Source organism: Cupriavidus yeoncheonensis, assembly GCF_905397275.1.
Classification (GTDB): domain Bacteria; phylum Pseudomonadota; class Gammaproteobacteria; order Burkholderiales; family Burkholderiaceae; genus Cupriavidus; species Cupriavidus yeoncheonensis.
The window spans coordinates 53226-70548 of sequence record NZ_CAJPUY010000028.1; the positions used below are offsets into that span (position 1 = coordinate 53226).

The window sequence follows — 17323 nt, forward strand, 5'->3', positions numbered from 1 at the left end:
GTGCCGCTCAGCCGGGACGCTTGCCCGGCGCAACAGCCGGCGCGACAGCCGGTGCGTCGGGGTTGTCGACGAGGGCGGGCGGAGGGCTGCCCGCCGGCGCTGGCGCCGTGGCTTGCGCGCGCTGCGCGGCGCGTGTGGCCTCGGCCTGCGAGCCGATGGTCCAGTCGCGCAGCAGCGCGTAGGCCACTGCCAGCAGGGTCGGGCCGATGAATACGCCGAGGAAACCGAACGCAAGCGCGCCGCCGAGCACGCCCATCATGATCCAGATGAGCGGCATGCCCGTGCCCTTGCTGATCAGCAGCGGCTTGACGACGTTATCGGCCATGCCGACCACGCCCACGCCCCACACCACCAGGAAGATGGCCCAGCCCGTGTCGCCGGCGTGGTAAAGCCACAGCGCGGCCGGCAGCCAGATCAGCGGCGGCCCGACCGGGATCACCGACAGGAAGAACGTGACGAAGCCCAGGATGGCAGCCGCCGGCACACCGGCGATCCACAGGCCGATGCCTTGCAGCAACGCCTGGATGAACGCCGTGCCGAGCACGCCGTAGACCACGCCCTTGACCGTGCTGCCGGCCAGCGCGAGCAGGTGGTCGGCGCGCTCGCCGGCAATGCGGCGCATGCCGGCGCGCAGCCAGTCGACCGCGAACTCGCCGCCCGTATAGAAGAAGAACGCGAGGATGATCGACAGTGCGAGCTGCCCCAGTCCGGCGCCGATCGACAGTCCGGCGCCCAGCAAAGCATGGCCGACCGGTGCGATCAGCTTGCGCAGGTTGGCCGCCATATCGGAGTCGGCGTGGATCACCGACTCCCAGGACTTCTGCAGGTAGCTGCCCACGTAGGGCAGGCCGCTGAGCCAGTCGGGAAGCTGTGGAATGCCCTGGTCCATGTAGCGGTCGACCAGGCTGGTGAGTTCATCGATATGTGCGGAAAAGCTCGCGCCGGCGTAGACGAAGGGGCCGAGCACGATCACCGTGGCGAGCACCACGCAGATCAGCGCCGCCAGGCTGCGCCGGTTGCCGAGCCAGCGCGCCAGCACGGTATAGGGATACCACGAGCTGAAGGCCAGGATGGCGCCCCACAGCAGCGCCGTGGTGAACGGTGCCAGAACCAGCAGCGAGCCGCCGATCAGCACGACCAGCGCGAACACGGCGGCGATCTTTTCAATCAGTTGGCCGGAACTCATGACTTCTCCCCAATTCCGCCGGAGTGACGGAAACGGCGTAAATATAGCTTACGTCAGTCCCGACGACGGCGAGAGGGGCATTTCAGGTGCCTGTGCGGGCACTCGCGCGGGTGTGGCCGGGCAATAATCACAGTGCCACAGGTATGTGACATGCGCCAGCACCGCATGGAAAGTGCAAGCGGGCGCCGTAGCGCCCGCTTGCGAGTTCAGGGGGGAAGGCGAAGGTCAGGCCGTAGCGCTCATCACGCCGTCCTTGAGCAGCGCGGCGACCAGGTCCGACTGCGTCACCATGCCGACCAGACGGTGGTGATCGTCGATCACCGGCGCATGGTGCAGGCCGCCGTCGCTGAATGCCTGTGCCAGTTCCACCATGGGCTGATCGGCGCGCGCGGTGACCACGGCGCGCGTCATCAGGTCGCGCACGGTGCCGGCCAGGCGGCGCGCACCGGTGTCGCGCTGCGCGGCGAAGAAATCGCTCTGGGTAATGATGCCCAGGAGCTTGCGGTGATCATCGACCACCGGAAGCGCCTTGATGCGGTGCCGCGTAAGCAGGTGCGAGGCTTCGGTGGCCGGTTGCTGCGGGCGTACCGTCACCACGTCGCGCGACATGATGTCCGAGCACAGCACGTTACCAAAGCGGCGCCGGTAGGCGCGCAGTTGCGCGGCCACCAGGATCGCTTCCAGGTCGTCTTCTTCGATGTCGAGGAACTCGCCGCGCGCCTGCAGGGCGTCGTGCAGGTCGGCGCGCGTGAAGCCCACGCGCTGTCCGGGCGGAACGTCGCTGGTGTGGTGCTGCACCGGCGGTTCGGGCGGACGGTGCGGATAGCGCCGCCGCGACAGGTTGTTGAAGGCCAGCGCCATCAGCAACAGCAGCATCGAATTGAACAGCACCGGCACCACCACGAAGCCGAAGCCCAGCGCGCTGACGGGCGGCCCGCCGAAGACCGCGGTGATCGCCACCGCGCCGCTGGGCGGGTGCACGCAGCGGAACTGGAACATGATGGCAATGGCGATCGCCACGGCGGTCGCCGCGGCAAGCCCGGGATCGGGAATCCAGCGCGCGCAGGCAACGCCGACCAGCGCGGCAAACAGGTTGCCGCCGATGATCGACCACGGCTGCGCGAGTGGACTTGAAGGCACCGCGAACAGCAGCACGGCCGAAGCGCCCATCGGCGCGACAAACCACGGGTTGAAGCCGCCCAGGGTCTGGTGGCTGATCCACTCGGTGATGAACAGGCCCAGCAGCGCACCGAAGCAACTCTTGAAGCGCTCGATGCGGTTGGCCGATACCGGCAGCGGGACGAAAGTGCGCAGCCAGGCACGGGTGTTGTGTGCAAGCGCAGCGACGGCGGGGGCGGAAGGCATTCGGGAACGGGGGCGCGTTGGAATGGTCCGCGTAATATATCACGGGGTGATATATTTGGCCGCCTCTGGCAAGGTCCATGTCTGGCGGAAGTCCGCGCTGATTCTTGCCGCATCGCACAAGAATCCAAGGAGCCCCCATGCATATCGAAAAGAGCGACTATGCCGTCAGCCAGCGCCTGTTGCTGCTGTGCGGCATCGCATTGCTGATCGGCGTCGTCAGCACGCTGGCCGCCGATGTCCTGCTGTTGCTGATCCGCTTCTTCACCAACCTGTTCTTCTACCAGACGCTGTCGCTCGCGGAACGTTCGCCGGCGCACCACACGCTGGGCGCGTGGGTCATCGTCGTGCCGGTGCTGGGCGGACTGATCGTCGGCCTGATGGCGCGCTACGGCAGCGACAAGATCCGCGGCCACGGCATTCCGGAAGCGATCGAGGCCGTGCTGTTCGGCAAGAGCAAGATGTCGCCACGCGTGGCGGTGCTCAAGCCCCTGTCGTCGGGCATCGTGATCGGCAGTGGCGGCCCGTTCGGCGCGGAAGGGCCGATCATCATGACCGGCGGCTCGCTGGCCTCGCTGCTGGCGCAGTACCTGCACCTGACCGCCGGCGAGCGCAAGTCGCTGCTGGTGGCAGGCGCCTGTGCCGGCATGACCGCGATCTTCGGCACGCCGGTGGCGGCGGTGCTGCTCGCGATCGAACTGCTGCTGTTCGAGCTGCGCCCGCGCAGCCTGCTGCCGGTGGCGCTGGCTTGCGCGGTGGCCGGCTTCATGCGGCCGTTCTTCTTCGAGGCCAGCACGCTGTTTCCGCTGCAGACCGCGCCGGCCGGCGCAGTGGCGCTGGGCTCGTGCCTGCTGGCCGGGCTGTTGTGCGGTGCGCTCGGCGCGGCGCTCACGCTGGCGCTGTACCGGACCGAAGACGCGTTCTCGCGGCTGCCGGTGCACTGGATGTGGTGGCCCGCGATGGGCGGCCTGCTGGTCGGCATTGGCGGCTACTTCGAGCCGCGCGCGCTCGGCGTGGGCTATGACGTGATCGGCGACCTGCTCAACAACCATCTCGCGATCAGCGTGGCGGTGGGCTTGCTGGTGGTCAAGGCGCTGATCTGGATCGCGGCGCTCGGTTCGGGGACCTCGGGCGGTGTGCTGGCCCCGCTGCTGATGCTTGGTGCCGGCCTGGGCACGGTGCTGGCGCCGTGGCTGCCGGGCGGCTCGCCGCAGCTGTGGGCGCTGGTCTGCATGGCCGGCGTGCTGGGCAGCGTGCTGGGCGCACCGCTGACCGCCATCGTGTTCGCGTTCGGGCTCACGCACGATACCGAGGCGCTGCTGCCGCTGCTGCTGACCACCGCCGTGGCCTACGGCTTCTCCGTGCTGACCATGAAGCGCTCGATCATGACCGAGAAGATCGCGCGGCGTGGCCTGCATATCTATCGCGAATACAGCGTGGATCCGCTCGAGCGCGCCCACGTGGCCGAGCTGATGACGCGCGAGGTCATCGCCATCGATGCCGACCTGCCGGTGGCCGAGGCGACGGCGCGCTATTTCGGCGAGCATGCGGCGCACCGCGCCTATCCCGTGGTGTCGGACGGCCGCGTGCTGGGCATGCTGGATCGCGCCACCGTGCGCGGCGCGTGCGCGGGATCGGCGCCGTCAGGCCTGCGCTGCCGCGACCTGCTGGTGGCGCAGGCCCGGGTGCTGGTCCCGTCCCAGACCGCGCGCGCGGCGGCCGGCAGCATGGCGGCGTCGAGCGTGGCGCGGCTGCCCGTGGTGGAGAGCACCGCCAGCATGCGGCTGATCGGCATTGTCTCGCTGCGCGACCTGCTGCAGCCCAGCGGGCAGGTCTTCCACGAGGAGTTCAGCCGCGAGCGCCTGCGCGGCTCCGCCACCGGCAAGCTGAGCGCAACCCGCTAAAGCTTGTAGGTCGACAGCAGGATGCTGGTCTCGGTCGCGCCGATGCCGTCGATCAGCCGGATCCGGTCCAGCGTGCGGTCGAACGCTTCCAGCGTATCGGCGCGCAGTTCCGCGATGATGTCCCAGCGGCCGTTGGTGGTGTGCAGCGCCTGCACATTCGGCTCGCCGCGCAGGGCCTGCAGCACGGCGCGGGCCTTGTTGCCTTCCACCGCCACCGTCATCCACGCGCGGATGCGGTGCGGCTCGGCCTCCGGCCGCAGCCGCACCGTATAGCCGACGATCAGCCCCTCCTTTTCCAGCTTGTCGATGCGGTTCTGCACGGTGGCGCGCGACACGCGCAGCGCCTGCGCCAGCGCCGTGACGGGCGTGCGCGCGTTGTCGCGCAGGAGGGACAGCAACTGGTGATCGATGGCATCCATGGGGCTTGGCATTTCGCTGGCAGTGGTTGGCGTTTTGTACATCCGATACGGCATTTTGCGCAAGTTGCTGGCTATTAGTTAACACCGGCCTGCACCAGAATGCAATCGAACAACAACCGCGCCGCAACCCGCTGCCGACGACCCCCAAGGAGCCGCCGTGATCACCACCCCCACCATCCTGCTTGTCGAACCGACGTTCTACGATGTGTCCTACAGCATCAACCCGTGGATGGATCCGCAAGCCTGGGCGCGCGATCCGCGCGGCATGCACCGCAGTGCCAGCCGCGCGTTTGACGCGCTGCACGATGCCCTGCGCCTGTCTGGCTTCACGGTGGAACTGGCGCCGGGCTTTCCGGGCGTGCCGGACATGGTGTTCCCGGCCAACGCCGCCGTGGTGCTGGATGGCCGCGCCGTGCTGGCGCGCTTCCGCTACCCGCAGCGCCGCGGCGAAGAAGCGCCATTCGCCAGCATCTTCGAAAGCCTGCGCCAGCGCGGGCTGGTCGATGAAGTCATGCAGCTGCCGGCCGGCTGCTACCAGGAGGGCGCGGGCGACTGCATCTGGGACGCCAGCCGCGGCCACTTCTGGGCCGGCTTCGGCCCGCGCTCCTCGCGCGAGGCGGCCGACGCGATGTCGGCCCGGTTCGGCCGCGAGGTGGTGGCGCTGGAACTGGCCACGGAGCACAGCTATCACCTGGATGTCTGCTTCTGCCCGCTGTCGGGCGGAGACCTGCTGTACTACCCGCCGGCCTTCACCGATGCGTCGCTGCGCGAACTGCGCGCGCGCGTGCCGGCCAGCCTGCGCATCGAGGCGACCGAGGACGACCTGCGCCACTTCAGCGTCAACGCCGTCAACCTGCACGACCAGGTGGTGATGACGCGCACCACGCCGCACCTGCGTGCCGAACTGGGGGGGCGCGGCTACCACCTGCGCGAAGTCGACCTGTCGCCATTCATGCTGTCCGGAGGTGGCGCCTATTGCATGACCTTGCGGCTGGACCGCAGCAGCGGGGCGGTCAACACGGCCCGCGCTGCTGCGTGAACGCATCGTGAACGGTTACCCACGGAGATTCAGGAGTCCACCATGAAAGACACCGCCATGACGCGCTTCCTGGACGCCACCGATGTCGCCAAGCTGGTCGGCGCCATCGGCGTGCCGGTTGCCCTCGCGCAACTGGCCGACCACGTACGCCAGGATTTCCTGCGCTGGGAGCAGTTCGAGAAATCGGCACGGCTGGCCAGTCATTCGCCGCTCGGCGTGATCGAGCTGATGCCCGTGAGCGACGGCGTGCAGTATGCGTTCAAGTATGTGAACGGCCATCCGCGCAATGCGCGCTTCGCGATGCCGACGGTGATGGCCTGCGGCATGCTGGCCGAGGTCGAGACCGGCTTCCCGCTGATGCTGGCCGACCTGACGCTTGGCACGGCGCTGCGCACGGCCGCCACCTCGGCGCTGGCGGCACACGCCATGGCGCGGCCGGGCAGCTCGGTGATGGCGCTGATCGGCAACGGCGCGCAGGCCGAGTTCCAGACGCTGGCGTTCCACGCCATGCTGGGCGTGCGCGAAGTCCGTGCCTATGACATCGACCGCGAGGCCACGGCGCGGCTGGCGCGCAATCTTGCGGGCGTTCCTGGCCTGTCCATCGTTCCCGTGAATACCGTGCAGGCCGCGCTGGCCGGCGCGGATATCGTATCCACCGTAACCGCCGACAAGACGCGGGCAACGATCCTGACGCCGGACATGGTGCGCCCGGGCATGCACCTGAATGCCATTGGCGGTGACTGCCCGGGCAAGACGGAACTGCATCCGGACATCCTGCGCCAGGCGCGCATCGTGGTGGAGTACGAACCGCAGACGCGGCTCGAAGGCGAGATCCAGCAGCTCGCGCCGGACGCGCCGGTCACCGAACTCTGGCAGGTGCTGTCAGGGCGCGCACCCGGGCGCGGCGCCGCGAGCGAGGTGACGATCTTCGATTCGGTCGGGTTTGCGCTGGAAGACTACTCGGCATTGCGCTGGCTGTATGCCACGGCGTGTGCGCGCCATGCGGGCCGGCATGTGGAGCTGGTAGCCATGCCGCCGGACCCGCGCAACCTGTATGGCTGGATGATGGAAGCGCAGGCGCCGCGCTCGGCGGCACCGCAAGAGACGGCGCTCGCCTGATCGGCTTGCGGCAGCGGGCAACAGCAACGGGCGGGGCTTCAGCCCGCCCGGCCCATCATCAGCTGCGCGCGCAGGAAGCCCTTGACCTCTTCAAGCGAGGGCGTCTTCAGGAACACCATGATGCCCCAGTGTTGCAGCGCGTCGGCCACGCCGTCGTAGGCCTGGCGGTTGGTGATGACCGCAAAGATCACGTGCAGGCTGGAGAAGAAATTCTGGAGTTTTTCGATCGTGGCGGACTCGGCGTCGTTCAGCTCGTCGACGTAGTAAAGCACCACGCGTGGGTGCGAGCTGACCGAGGCGATGACGGTGTCGAGCACATCCTCCACCACTGCGGCGCGCAGCGGCAGGCCCCACTTGCTGAGCTGGCTATGGATGCGCTGCGCTTCCTGGTGATTCGGGTGGAACACCACCAGATCGAGTTCATGCTCTGCCTGCGGGGAACTGCCGACCCGCGTGGCCAGCAGGTTATGGACGGTTTCCTTGTGGATGCGCCGATGGCCGCCATTGGTCTTCCACGCCCCAAGCTCCCCACGTTCGACCATTTTTTGAACGGTTCCTAGGGAGACATTCAGGAGTTTCGCCGCGGTGCGCGTACTGTAATAGGCCTTTTCAGGCACAGCAGTATTCCTTGGCATTAGCATCACCCGTCATTAATGAGAGAAAAGGACTGCACTCGTGTGGGCCCTCGCGCCAGCTATTCCCGAACTTCCGGGAGGATGGCCCTTGCCGCCGCATGGCACTCCCCGACTTGACTACGCCATCGCAGCTTCAGCTCGTTGCTTTACCTACCATTCGCCCTGACCCAAGGGTGGCACCACGCTAGCGTGGCTATGGCGTAAGAGCCATTTACGCAAATCCCCCGAACGGGGGATGTGGCAACAAGAATGATATGCCTTCTTGCGCAAAATGCGAGAGTCTGAAACGCATTATTACGATCTAGTTCCGGCACTTCTGCGACTTAGCGCACATTTGGGGTTTTGGATGGACCGCGCCCCGGGGTCGCGCAACACACCGGGGGGGCTTGCCTGCAAAGGGGCGGCAGAAGAGGGCTGCAGGGAAGTGGGGAGATCGCCCAGCCAGCATCATTCTCCGGCGCCAACACGGCGCAGGGATGTCACGGCAGGTTTAGTACAGGCCGGGCAGCAGAAAAAGGGCGCAGATGGCACGGGTTACCACTACGCCTGAAACCTTGCGGGAGCCGTCAGGAGTAGGTCTTGACCAGCTTGGATTTGAGCGGCCAGCGCTTGGCGGCCAGGATCCAGATGCACAACAGTGGCCCCAGGACGGGCACCAGCGACAGGTAGGCATACGCCGGCGAGAAGTGGGCTTGCCGGAAGACCCGCCAGAACGGCACGAACCACGCAAGTTCAAACACCATCAGGGCTAGCAGAAGGGCGGGCGGGCTGTTCATGGGAAAAGGGGCTGGTTCTTGTCGCTGTTCCGTGGATTATGCGAACGCGCTTTGTGCTCGGCACTCCTACTTGAGGAGGGTAACCGGGGGGATCATGCGCGAACGCCTGGTGTCGCCCCGCCAGAGGCGGATGGAAAGGGGAGTAATCGCGGGGGGCGGCAGCCATTTTTGGCATTTTTTTGGTACTTTTGATGTTGCTCCGTCCGATCACATGCGCCGGCTTCCGGCGCCGTCGCGCCTTCGCAACTCACCCAATCGGGTGTTGCCAGACTTCCGGTCTCCTGCGAAAACATGCGCCGCGCGGATAGCAGGGCAACGCGGCAATGTTGTGTTTGCCAGACATGAGTTGGCGCTGTTGCAATGCGGGAAAACCCATGGTCACTCAATGGTCGAAATGCTAAAATAGCCAAATTCGAAAAAATTGCGTCAAAGCTCGACGCAATGTAGATCCAGGGCGGCCGTCACGCGGCGGATAGGCAAAAACAGCCGATCCATGTTGCTGGGTAGATGAGTGGGTGGAAGCCGGCGATCCGGCCTTGCACCAGGCGCGCCGGGAAGAAATGCAAAGCGTTGTACACGATGCCGCTGCCACAGCGACCGGCAAGCGCATTGCTTCAAGCGTCTTCGGCGTCATGTCAACCTTTGAAGACGTATTGAATGCTGTCAAGACTTCTGAGTGTCCGTCGCGGACTGGTCGCTATTGCCGTGGTTCCTGTGCTGGCATCCTGTGCGCTGTCGCCGGGCATGCGCTTTGATCCTCAGCGGCCGCTGAATCCCGAAGATCCGAATTCGGTACCGAAGGTGACGCCGATCACACCGGAGCTGGTCAGGGCGCAGAAGGCGGCGGCCCGGCCGACCAATGAAGGCGTCGAAGAACTGTTTGGCACGCCGCAGCCGTATGCCATTGGTGCGGGCGACATCCTGTCCATCGTGGTGTGGGACCATCCCGAGCTGGTTTTCCCGACGCAGACCTATTCGATTGGCGCTGCCTATGACATCCCGAACTACAGTGGCGCGGCCAACGTACCGGGCTATGTTGTCAGTCCGGCCGGCACCATCCAGTTCCCGTATGCAGGGGTGGTAAAGGTAGTGGGCAAGACGCCCGATCAGGTGCGCGGTGAACTGAGCGTTGCGCTCAAGAACGTCGTCACCATGCCCCAGCTCACGGTCCGCGTGCTTGCCTATCGCAGCAAGCGGATCTACCTGGACGGTGAAGTCAAAGTCCCAGGTCCACAAAACATCGATGACGTGCCCATGACGCTGGTGGAGGCGCTGAATCGTGCTGGCGGGGTGAATGTGACCACTGGCGACAACAGCCGTGTGCGCATTAGCCGTGGCGGCAAGAATTACTACGTCAATATGCCGGCCCTGCTGCAGCAAGGCGTTGACCCGGCGAATGTCATGCTTCGCTCCGGCGACATCGTTCGTGTGGAGCAGCGCGAGGACAGCAAGGTGTTTGTCGCGGGTGAAGTGGTACGGCCATCTACCGTGTTGCCGCGCAACGGACGCCTGACGCTGAACGAGGCTATTGGCGAAGTTGGCGGGCTGAATCCGATCTCCGCGGATGCCAAGGAAGTCTACGTTATCCGTAAGAGCACGGACGGCGAAGCGGAGGTATTCCATCTGGATGGCAAGTCGCCTGTGTCGTTGGCTTTGGCGGAAGCGTTTGAGCTAAAGCCTAAGGACGTTGTGTATGTGGACGCCGCAGGGGTGGTGCGCTGGAGCCGCGTGATCAATCAGTTGATTCCGAGCGCCAATTTCTTCAATTCGACTGCGAATACGTTGAAATGATTAAGCGCGTGCTTGTTGTTTGTATTGGGAATATTTGTCGAAGCCCTATGGCCGAAGCCAAGTTGCGCGAGGCGCTGCCGGAAATGCATATCTACTCTGCCGGTCTGGGGGCGCTAGTAGGCAAGCCCGCCGACGCCATCGCTACCGAGCTCATGAGCGAGGCTGGCCTCGATATCCGGCAGCACCGAGCCCAGCAGCTCACCAATATGCTGGCCAGCCAAGCAGACATGATCTTTGTGATGGACAGCGAGCAGAAGCGGGAAATCCAGCGCCGCTATCCGTCCGCATCGGGCAAGGTATTCCGCTTGGGCGAAGTGGGCAAGTTCGATATCCCCGATCCATATCGCCAGCCACGTGCCGCCTTTGAAGACGCGCTCAAATTGATCCAGAGCGGTGTGGATGCGTGGGTACCGCGCATCCACGCACTGGTCTAATAATTTTGTCGGTCCCTCCTATGAATCAGAACCCTTCCTATGTGCCGGCCTTGCACAAACAGGATGATGAAATCGACCTTGTTCAATACCTCGATGTTTTGGTTGCCAATCGCTGGGTGATTGCTGGAATTGCTGCGGCAATGCTCGCACTTGGTGTCGCGTTTGCCTTCTTCAGCCGCCCGATTTATGAGGCCGACATATTGGTTCAAGTCGAGGATAATCCCACTAGTCCGAAGAGCTTGCTGGGGGACGTTTCTAGTCTCTTCGATGTGAAAACAGAGGCTGCCGCTGAGATCGAAATCCTCCGCTCTCGGATGGTCGTGGGTAAGGCGGTTGAGAATCTGAGGCTTTATGTTGATGCAAAGCCAAAATACTTTCCTATTATCGGAGAGAGCATTGCACGCAAAACAAAGACCTTGTCTGATCCCGGCCTGTTCGGTATTGGAGGCTTTGTTTGGGGACGCGAGAGTATTGATGTAGATACCTTCGAAGTGCCAAGTGAGCTCGAAGGGGAGAAATTCAAACTTGTCGCATTAGGTGGCGGCAAGTATCGAATTGATCAATCGGATTTAGATGAACCGATCGAGGGTCGAGTTGGCGAAATGCTCGAGAAAAACCAAAGTGTCGGCCGTATTCGCCTGCTGGTGACCGAGCTAAAAGGGAAGCCTGGCGCGACCTACAATTTATTTCGTAATTCCGAGTTCAAAACGCTAACCGATTTGCAGGACGATCTTAAGATTGCTGAACTCGGGAAGCAAAGTGGCATCATCAGTGCGTCGCTACAGGGCAAAGATCCTGCGCGTACTGCGGCAGTGATGAGCGAGATTGGAAAGGAATACATCGAACAGAACATCAGGCGTAAGGCCGAGGAGGCAGAGAAGTCCCTCGTTTTTTTGGGTAATTTGCTACCTCAATTGAAGAGCGAGTTGGAGCGAGCCGAGACTCAATACAACAAATTGCGAAACAAGCGTGGAACCTTCAATTTGAGCGAAGAAGGTCGCGCGTTTCTTCAGGAGAGCGTGGAGTCAGAGTCTGGGTTGCTAGAACTTAAGCAAAAGCGAGCGGAGTTGACGACTCGCTTCGCTGCCGGTCATCCAGCAATTCAGGCGATCGACAAGCAGATAGGTGCCTTGAGCGGCAAGGTAAATAACCTCGAGCAACGCATGAAGGCCTTTCCCGATCTGGAGCAGGATTCGCTGCGGCTGATTCGGGATGTGCAGGTTAACAATGATTTGTACGTCGGCCTGCTCAATAACATGCAGCAACTCAAGCTTGTCAAAGCGGGTAAAGTTGGAAGTGTAAGACTTATCGATACGGCCGCTGTGCCGGAAGAGCCCGTCCGTCCCAAGAAGCCACTCGTTATTGCAATTGCCGGTATATTAGGCCTAGCGCTCGGTGTGGTCGTTGCCTTTGTGCGTAATGCGCTTTACGGCGGCATTACGGATCCTCAGGATATCGAACAGCATACGGGTCTTAACGTCTATGCTACCGTCCCCTTGGCTACCACGCAATTGTCAATGGCTGACGACATGCGGTTGCGAAAGCGCGGGCAGTATCTCTTGGCAAACAGATATCCCAACGATCCTGCGGTGGAAAGTCTCCGCAGCCTGCGTACCGCTTTGCAATTCGCGATGTTAGATGCTAATGATAAGCGTGTGCTATTAACCGGACCAACTCCAGGGGTGGGTAAGTCTTTCGTTTCAGTCAATCTTGCCGCAGTGATGGCTGCTGGCGGAAAGCGCGTGCTACTGATCGATGCTGATATGAGAAAGGGCTACTTGAATCAGTATTTTGGTCTTGATCGAGGTCCGGGTTTATCCGATTTCTTGGCGGGGACCGCGGGCATTGAGAAAATTATTCATCGGGAAGTTGTAGCAGGTCTAGATTTTGTCGCGACTGGGACAATCCCGCCAAATCCGGCAGAACTACTTCTCACTGAACGGATGGCGCAAGCCTTGGAAGAACTCAGTGAGCGTTATGATTTGGTGTTGATCGATACTCCGCCGGTCCTGGCTGTCTCAGATACTCCCATCCTCGCTGCGCGTTGCGGAACTGTATTTCTGGTAACTCGTTTTGAGAAGAGTTCCATCGGTGAAATTACGGAGTCGGTGAAGCAATTGCGTAACACGAATATTGATGTTAAGGGGGTAATCTTTAATGGCTTGGATCCCAATGCTTTCCGCTATGGGTATGGATCGAAGTACGGTCGCTATCGGTACGCCTACTATGCTTACGAGAATGGTGAAGTGAAGAAATCCGGATGAATAGGATAAGTCCCTCACCTCGGTCTCCCGGTAAATTTGCATTCATGGAATCGATCCCTCAATACCAGCGGCGGTCGCGGCTGGATGTGTTGGACTATGTACTGTGTCTCACAATATTCTCTTATATTGCGTGGCCATACTACATAAAATTAAGATTGGGGATCGACTTTACACCGACGAAGTTGCTTTTGCTTCTATGGTTTGGACTAGCCTTCGTTGTGTACATGCTTACCCCTGGAAGGTTCGCTTTTGCACACCATGTTATTAGAAGGAATGGGGCGCCATATCGCCTATTGTTAGTCTTCGTTATCTGGCGTGGGGTTGGTTGCATCTTTTCGTCTGATCCCGCACTATCGTTAGCCGAGTTCGTGCGCTCAGACCTTACGTTTTCATTTCCATTGTTGGTTATGACGATGTATACGATCCGCTCGTCAGCTGCGGTAGAGGCGTGTTTTCGTACTATTTTTTTTGCCGCCATTGTGGTCGCCTTAATAGGTATAGTGGAATGGCGAGCGGAGTCAAATCCTTTCACTGTGGGATTGAATGAGTCATCTGAGGGTCTGGCGCAATTAGCGCTCGATAAAAGTAGGGATGGCGCTTACAGGGCGCAGTCCACGTTTTTCCATCCACTCGCTTTCGGGCAATTTCTAGCTATGGCGGCTGCGATGTTGATGGGGCTGCGTATAAATCGATTTGGCATTTTAGGTAGAGGGATTTGGCTCTGCGCATACGCGATATTTGCGATTGCAATAGTAGCCACAAATACACGATCATCCATTATTGGGATGTTCTTAGTTGTCCTTTGCTTCCTGTTTTTTTCTGGGGCTAAGTTCGCAAGAAGAATGGCGACAAAGCCTCAGAGAATGATTATATACGCGATTATTATATTTATTGCGATTATCGGGGCTGCCTTGTCGTTCGGTTTTGTCTCGGAGTTGGTGGCTGGCCGATCTGCTGTTGAAAAATCAAGTAGTTCGGTGCGGATTGATATGTTGATAGCCGGAATTCCTGTTGTGCTGCAGAATCCCCTATTTGGGGTGGGCATCCAAAATGGTGCGAAGGCGGTCGGTTTTACTGGGGCCGGCGGTGCGGCAACTCTTGACAATTTACCTTTATATCTTGCGGTTGAGACGGGCTTTCCATCTATGATTGCGTTTTATGGTGCACTCTTTATGGTCGTGATGAGAGTTGCCAGAGGACAGCGGCGGGCACAGATTCAACTCAAGTTTCAATTGATTGGGCTGGCGATTACTCTAGTGGTATTTATTTTGACGTCTACTGTAAGTGCGCTCATGCAAAATATCGGGGTCGTCTACGCTGTGGCCGCGTTAGCGTTAATCACGATTTCATTGTGCGAGAGTGGTGGCGTGCCGCACTGGGAAGGTAAGTGATAATCCTTGCTGGTTCGATTGGCTCGCTGAGGAGGTTTAAGAACAATGTCAAAAATAGATCGGGATTATATTTTTAGCTTTCTCTCGATCGCTGCTCGCACTGTAGGGGGCTTGACCGTTTTTATTGCCAATGCGAGGATATTCGGGCCAGAGCAGTTCGGAGTGTTGATGTCATGGTTCGCTGTAGCTGCTTTCCTTGCGATCTTGCCGAATTTTGGTGTGGTTCCAGTCATTTTGCGAGATTGCGCAAAAGCTATCGATGGCGGATTTAGGATCGTTAGCGATTTGCTAAACGTCAAACTATGCTTGACGGCGGCCACAGTCCCATTCGCTATTCTTTTGTCAGCTATCCTGCCCGATGGTGTCGTTTTTGGCCTGTTGAGCGCTACGCATATCGCTGACACATATATTGACTTTTTCCTTGCTGTCCTTAGAGCTCGTGGAAAGTTTCGGTATGAGGCAGTTTCATATTCAATCTACTCGGCACTTTCGCTCATCTTTATCATTCTGGTGGGCTATCTGAGTACCTCATTAGAACTGGTTGCGTTGTCATTTTTTCTCTCTCGCTTAGCCTTTGCAATTGTGTTGATGGCTAGGGTGACGCAGTTGTACGAAGATAAGTTCAGACTGCTTCCGATCCGGCGAAGCCTATTTTTGGCAAAGAGTCATGCAGGGTATCTTATTGACCTTGGGTTGCAATCGGCGATGGTTAATCTCGACTCAACGATACTTCGTATCGTTGCGGGGCCGTATTCAGTTGGCCTGTATCAGGCCGGGACGAAGATCGCTTACGGATTTTGTACAGCCATAGGTGTCATCTCCAACGTAATGATTCCACGGAATAGTCGCCGCTTTTCGGAGGGAGATAGGATTGGTGTTATTAAATCGATTACTTGGGGCTTCCTTAGCGTGGGTCTAGCTCTTGGTGTGACAAATTATGGTGTTATGACTCTACTGATGCCAAAAGTCTATGGTGACCATTTTTCATCGATTATCGTCCTCGCACCAATTTTGAGTGCATTTCTTGTTGCAAGATTCATTGCTTCGGGTTTTGGCATTATATTAGTTCTGGCGAATGAGGCGCGTGCACGCATCCTGGCTCTATCTGTTAGCGTAGCTGTTCTAGTGTGCGGATGCGCGTGGCTTGGAGCCAGATATGGTGCTGTCGGCGCAGCTGCAACCCTGTTGGCCAGCACCCTCGTAACGGCGGGATTAATGCTCGTCGCAGTCAATCAAACACGTTTGAGTTCGGTGTGTAGGTGAAACCTCGCAACTGGCTCGACGCCGTCGGCGAAGTCCCTTTCTTGTTTCCCCGACGTCTTTGAATCCAATCCGATGCCGCCCATCATTGGCTCGCTCTGGATCATCCCGGCGGCGCTTAGGGTTACGCCGCAATCGCTCTACTCATCGCCATAGGCTGGTGTCGAAGTGGTGGATGACAGCTGCCTCGATCGTTACTCTTTTGGTCGCAGCGATCGTTGCCCTTGTTGGAGGCCCCGTGGCTTCTGCCCTTCCGTACGATACTCAGGTCAGTGCTTTGCTCGCGAGCTATGTTCACTCGGCACTCTCTCCGGTCGCCTTAGGGCCTTGGGCCTCTCCCTGCATCTGAAATTGATGGCTAGTAAAGAACAAGGGCGTTCGCGGCTACCTCTAGCGAGCGAAGAGTGCCGCCTTAGGGGCGGCCATTTACGGTGGCTATGAGGGCGAGCTAAGGCTAAGCGCCCGCAATGGCGGTAACCGTCCGACCATCAGCGTTCTTGACGAGGGAGAGGTGTTCAGGCTGCGTTCGGGCGAAGCTGATTAGCTACGGCCCATGGCAGCAATTCGCTGACGCGATTGACCGGGTGGTCGGCAATGCGGGCAATGATGTGTCGCAGGTAAGCCTCGGGATCGAGACCGTTCAGCGTGGCTGTCGCAACAAGCGTATAGATTGCGGCGCCGCGTTCACCACCACTGTCAGAGCCGAAGTGCAGGAAGTTCTTCCGGCCGAGAGCAACTGCTCGCAGTGCACGCTCCGCCGCATTGTTATCGATCTCGACGCGGCCATCGTCGGCATACAGGGTCAGGGCAGCCCATTGATTCAATGCGTAATTGATGGCCTTCGCGGTATCGCTTTTGTGCGACACCGTGCTGAGCGTCGAGCGCAACCATATTTCGAAGGCATCCAGTAAGGGACGCGCCCGTTCCTGCCGGATGCGTCGTCGTTCGTCTGGGGGCTTGCCGCGGATCTCGGCCTCAATCGCGTAGAGTTCACCGATCCGGCGCAGCGCCTCAGTGTTGACCTCGTTCCTGCGAGCCAGGTACAGGTCGTGGAATTTTCGTCTTGCGTGCGCCGTATCTGGAGCTCCAGATACGGCGCACGCGAGACGTAAGTTTTACGACCTCCACGCAGCGAGCAAAAGCCAGATCGCACAGGATGCTCTGCAGTACATACGCTCCACGCCTGGATGACCGGGCAACGCGCTCGTGTGAGCGACGGATCCGCTATCGCCAAGGCGCTGGACTACAGTCTACGGCGATGGACTGCCCTGACGCGCTACCTCGAGGATCCGCAAGTCCCGATCGATAACAACTGGTGCGAAAACCAGATCCGTCCGGTTGCTCTCGGCCGGAGCAATTGGCTCTTTGCGGGATCGCTTCGGGCAGGCCGTCGCGCTGCTGCGGCCATGAGCCTCCTTCAGTCGGCCAGGCTGAACGGTCACGATCCCTACGCCTATCTCAAAGACGTTCTAGCACGACTGCCAACGCAGCCCGCAAGTCGCCTCGAAGAGCTTCTGCCTCATCACTGGCAACTCCCGCAGTCCTGACCGCGGCGCTGTCGTCAAGACGGGATCACCGCGCGCTTACAGACCGTGTTCTAGCGCTAGCTTCGAAACAGACACACCTGGCACACGGCGCGCGTCAATGTAGATGTCGCCTCATTCATGCAGCCAAACGCTGGTTTTCGGCGCCTGGCTTGATACCGGAGGGCACGGCAATCTCGCGCTCCGGATTGAGCGTGAC

At 60.3% G+C, this 17323-nt stretch carries 13 protein-coding genes and 2 pseudogenes; 9 read left to right on the plus strand and 6 right to left on the minus strand.

Features of this window, described 5'->3' with window-relative positions; all coding sequences use genetic code 11:
- Positions 1–7: 7 nt before the first annotated feature.
- Positions 8–1186, minus strand: a complete 1179-nt coding sequence (locus KHO22_RS28315; protein ID WP_211950496.1) for an AI-2E family transporter — start codon at positions 1184–1186, stop codon at positions 8–10.
- 225 nt (positions 1187–1411) lie between these two features.
- Complete coding sequence (locus tag KHO22_RS28320; RefSeq protein ID WP_211950497.1) at positions 1412–2551, minus strand: HPP family protein; 1140 nt, start codon at positions 2549–2551, stop codon at positions 1412–1414.
- Between the two features lie 137 nt (positions 2552–2688).
- Between KHO22_RS28320 and KHO22_RS28325 the strand changes: the two genes are divergently transcribed.
- Complete coding sequence (locus KHO22_RS28325) at positions 2689–4452, plus strand: chloride channel protein (RefSeq protein WP_211950498.1); 1764 nt, start codon at positions 2689–2691, stop codon at positions 4450–4452.
- Here the strand turns inward: KHO22_RS28325 and KHO22_RS28330 are convergent.
- The gene (locus KHO22_RS28330; protein ID WP_211950499.1) at positions 4449–4871 is read right to left on the minus strand and encodes an Lrp/AsnC family transcriptional regulator; all 423 of its coding nucleotides are present in this window, start codon (positions 4869–4871) and stop codon (positions 4449–4451) included. The genes KHO22_RS28325 and KHO22_RS28330 overlap by 4 nt on opposite strands.
- Positions 4872–5028: 157 nt before the next feature.
- On the opposite strand from KHO22_RS28330, the gene KHO22_RS28335 reads away from it, so the two are divergent.
- Positions 5029–5910: a dimethylarginine dimethylaminohydrolase family protein gene (locus tag KHO22_RS28335; RefSeq protein ID WP_211950500.1), complete on the plus strand. Its 882-nt coding sequence runs from the start codon at positions 5029–5031 to the stop codon at positions 5908–5910.
- 42 nt (positions 5911–5952) lie between these two features.
- Positions 5953–7029: an ornithine cyclodeaminase gene (locus tag KHO22_RS28340; RefSeq protein WP_211950501.1), complete on the plus strand. Its 1077-nt coding sequence runs from the start codon at positions 5953–5955 to the stop codon at positions 7027–7029.
- Between the two features lie 38 nt (positions 7030–7067).
- Here KHO22_RS28340 and KHO22_RS28345 read toward each other — a convergent pair whose 3' ends face one another.
- Entirely contained in the window at positions 7068–7664 is a 597-nt protein-coding gene (locus tag KHO22_RS28345) for a helix-turn-helix domain-containing protein (RefSeq protein ID WP_211950502.1), read from the minus strand.
- A gap of 566 nt (positions 7665–8230) precedes the next feature.
- On the minus strand, positions 8231–8440 hold the full coding sequence (locus tag KHO22_RS28350; RefSeq protein ID WP_211950503.1) for a hypothetical protein: 210 nt from the start codon (positions 8438–8440) through the stop codon (positions 8231–8233).
- Between the two features lie 657 nt (positions 8441–9097).
- Between KHO22_RS28350 and KHO22_RS28355 the strand changes: the two genes are divergently transcribed.
- The 5 genes from KHO22_RS28355 to KHO22_RS28375 all read left to right on the plus strand — a co-directional run bounded on the left by KHO22_RS28355 (position 9098) and on the right by KHO22_RS28375 (position 15583).
- Positions 9098–10231, plus strand: a complete 1134-nt coding sequence (locus KHO22_RS28355) for a polysaccharide biosynthesis/export family protein (RefSeq protein ID WP_211950504.1) — start codon at positions 9098–9100, stop codon at positions 10229–10231.
- Entirely contained in the window at positions 10228–10665 is a 438-nt protein-coding gene (locus tag KHO22_RS28360; RefSeq protein ID WP_211950505.1) for a low molecular weight protein-tyrosine-phosphatase, read from the plus strand. The genes KHO22_RS28355 and KHO22_RS28360 overlap by 4 nt, the downstream gene beginning before the upstream one ends.
- A 20-nt stretch (positions 10666–10685) precedes the next feature.
- Positions 10686–12929 carry a polysaccharide biosynthesis tyrosine autokinase gene (locus tag KHO22_RS28365; RefSeq protein ID WP_211950506.1) on the plus strand — a complete coding sequence of 748 codons (2244 nt, stop codon included), beginning with the start codon at positions 10686–10688 and terminating at the stop codon, positions 12927–12929.
- 413 nt (positions 12930–13342) lie between these two features.
- Positions 13343–14320: an O-antigen ligase family protein gene (locus KHO22_RS28370; protein ID WP_211950507.1), complete on the plus strand. Its 978-nt coding sequence runs from the start codon at positions 13343–13345 to the stop codon at positions 14318–14320.
- Positions 14321–14365: 45 nt separating this feature from the next.
- Positions 14366–15583, plus strand: a complete 1218-nt coding sequence (locus KHO22_RS28375; RefSeq protein ID WP_211950508.1) for a lipopolysaccharide biosynthesis protein — start codon at positions 14366–14368, stop codon at positions 15581–15583.
- A 512-nt stretch (positions 15584–16095) separates the two neighbouring features.
- Here KHO22_RS28375 and tnpC read toward each other — a convergent pair.
- Positions 16096–16653: pseudogene (tnpC, locus tag KHO22_RS28380) on the minus strand (IS66 family transposase); the annotation flags it as partial.
- 22 nt (positions 16654–16675) lie between these two features.
- On the opposite strand from tnpC, the pseudogene KHO22_RS28385 reads away from it, so the two are divergent.
- Positions 16676–17127: pseudogene (locus tag KHO22_RS28385) on the plus strand (IS66 family transposase); the annotation flags it as partial.
- Positions 17128–17323: the final 196 nt, after the last annotated feature.

Excerpts from the sequence above, each read along its gene's own strand:
- KHO22_RS28355 (WP_211950504.1), top strand. The coding sequence starts at position 9,098 with ATGCTGTCAAGACTTCTGAGTGTCCGTCGCGGACTGGTCGCTATTGCC.
- KHO22_RS28375 (WP_211950508.1), top strand. The coding sequence starts at position 14,366 with ATGTCAAAAATAGATCGGGATTATATTTTTAGCTTTCTCTCGATCGCT.
- KHO22_RS28340 (WP_211950501.1), top strand. The coding sequence starts at position 5,953 with ATGAAAGACACCGCCATGACGCGCTTCCTGGACGCCACCGATGTCGCC.
- KHO22_RS28345 (WP_211950502.1), bottom strand. The coding sequence starts at position 7,664 with ATGCCAAGGAATACTGCTGTGCCTGAAAAGGCCTATTACAGTACGCGC.
- KHO22_RS28330 (WP_211950499.1), bottom strand. The coding sequence starts at position 4,871 with ATGGATGCCATCGATCACCAGTTGCTGTCCCTCCTGCGCGACAACGCG.
- KHO22_RS28320 (WP_211950497.1), bottom strand. The coding sequence starts at position 2,551 with ATGCCTTCCGCCCCCGCCGTCGCTGCGCTTGCACACAACACCCGTGCC.
- KHO22_RS28325 (WP_211950498.1), top strand. The coding sequence starts at position 2,689 with ATGCATATCGAAAAGAGCGACTATGCCGTCAGCCAGCGCCTGTTGCTG.
- KHO22_RS28315 (WP_211950496.1), bottom strand. The coding sequence starts at position 1,186 with ATGAGTTCCGGCCAACTGATTGAAAAGATCGCCGCCGTGTTCGCGCTG.
- KHO22_RS28350 (WP_211950503.1), bottom strand. The coding sequence starts at position 8,440 with ATGAACAGCCCGCCCGCCCTTCTGCTAGCCCTGATGGTGTTTGAACTT.
- KHO22_RS28360 (WP_211950505.1), top strand. The coding sequence starts at position 10,228 with ATGATTAAGCGCGTGCTTGTTGTTTGTATTGGGAATATTTGTCGAAGC.
- KHO22_RS28370 (WP_211950507.1), top strand. The coding sequence starts at position 13,343 with ATGTATACGATCCGCTCGTCAGCTGCGGTAGAGGCGTGTTTTCGTACT.
- KHO22_RS28365 (WP_211950506.1), top strand. The coding sequence starts at position 10,686 with ATGAATCAGAACCCTTCCTATGTGCCGGCCTTGCACAAACAGGATGAT.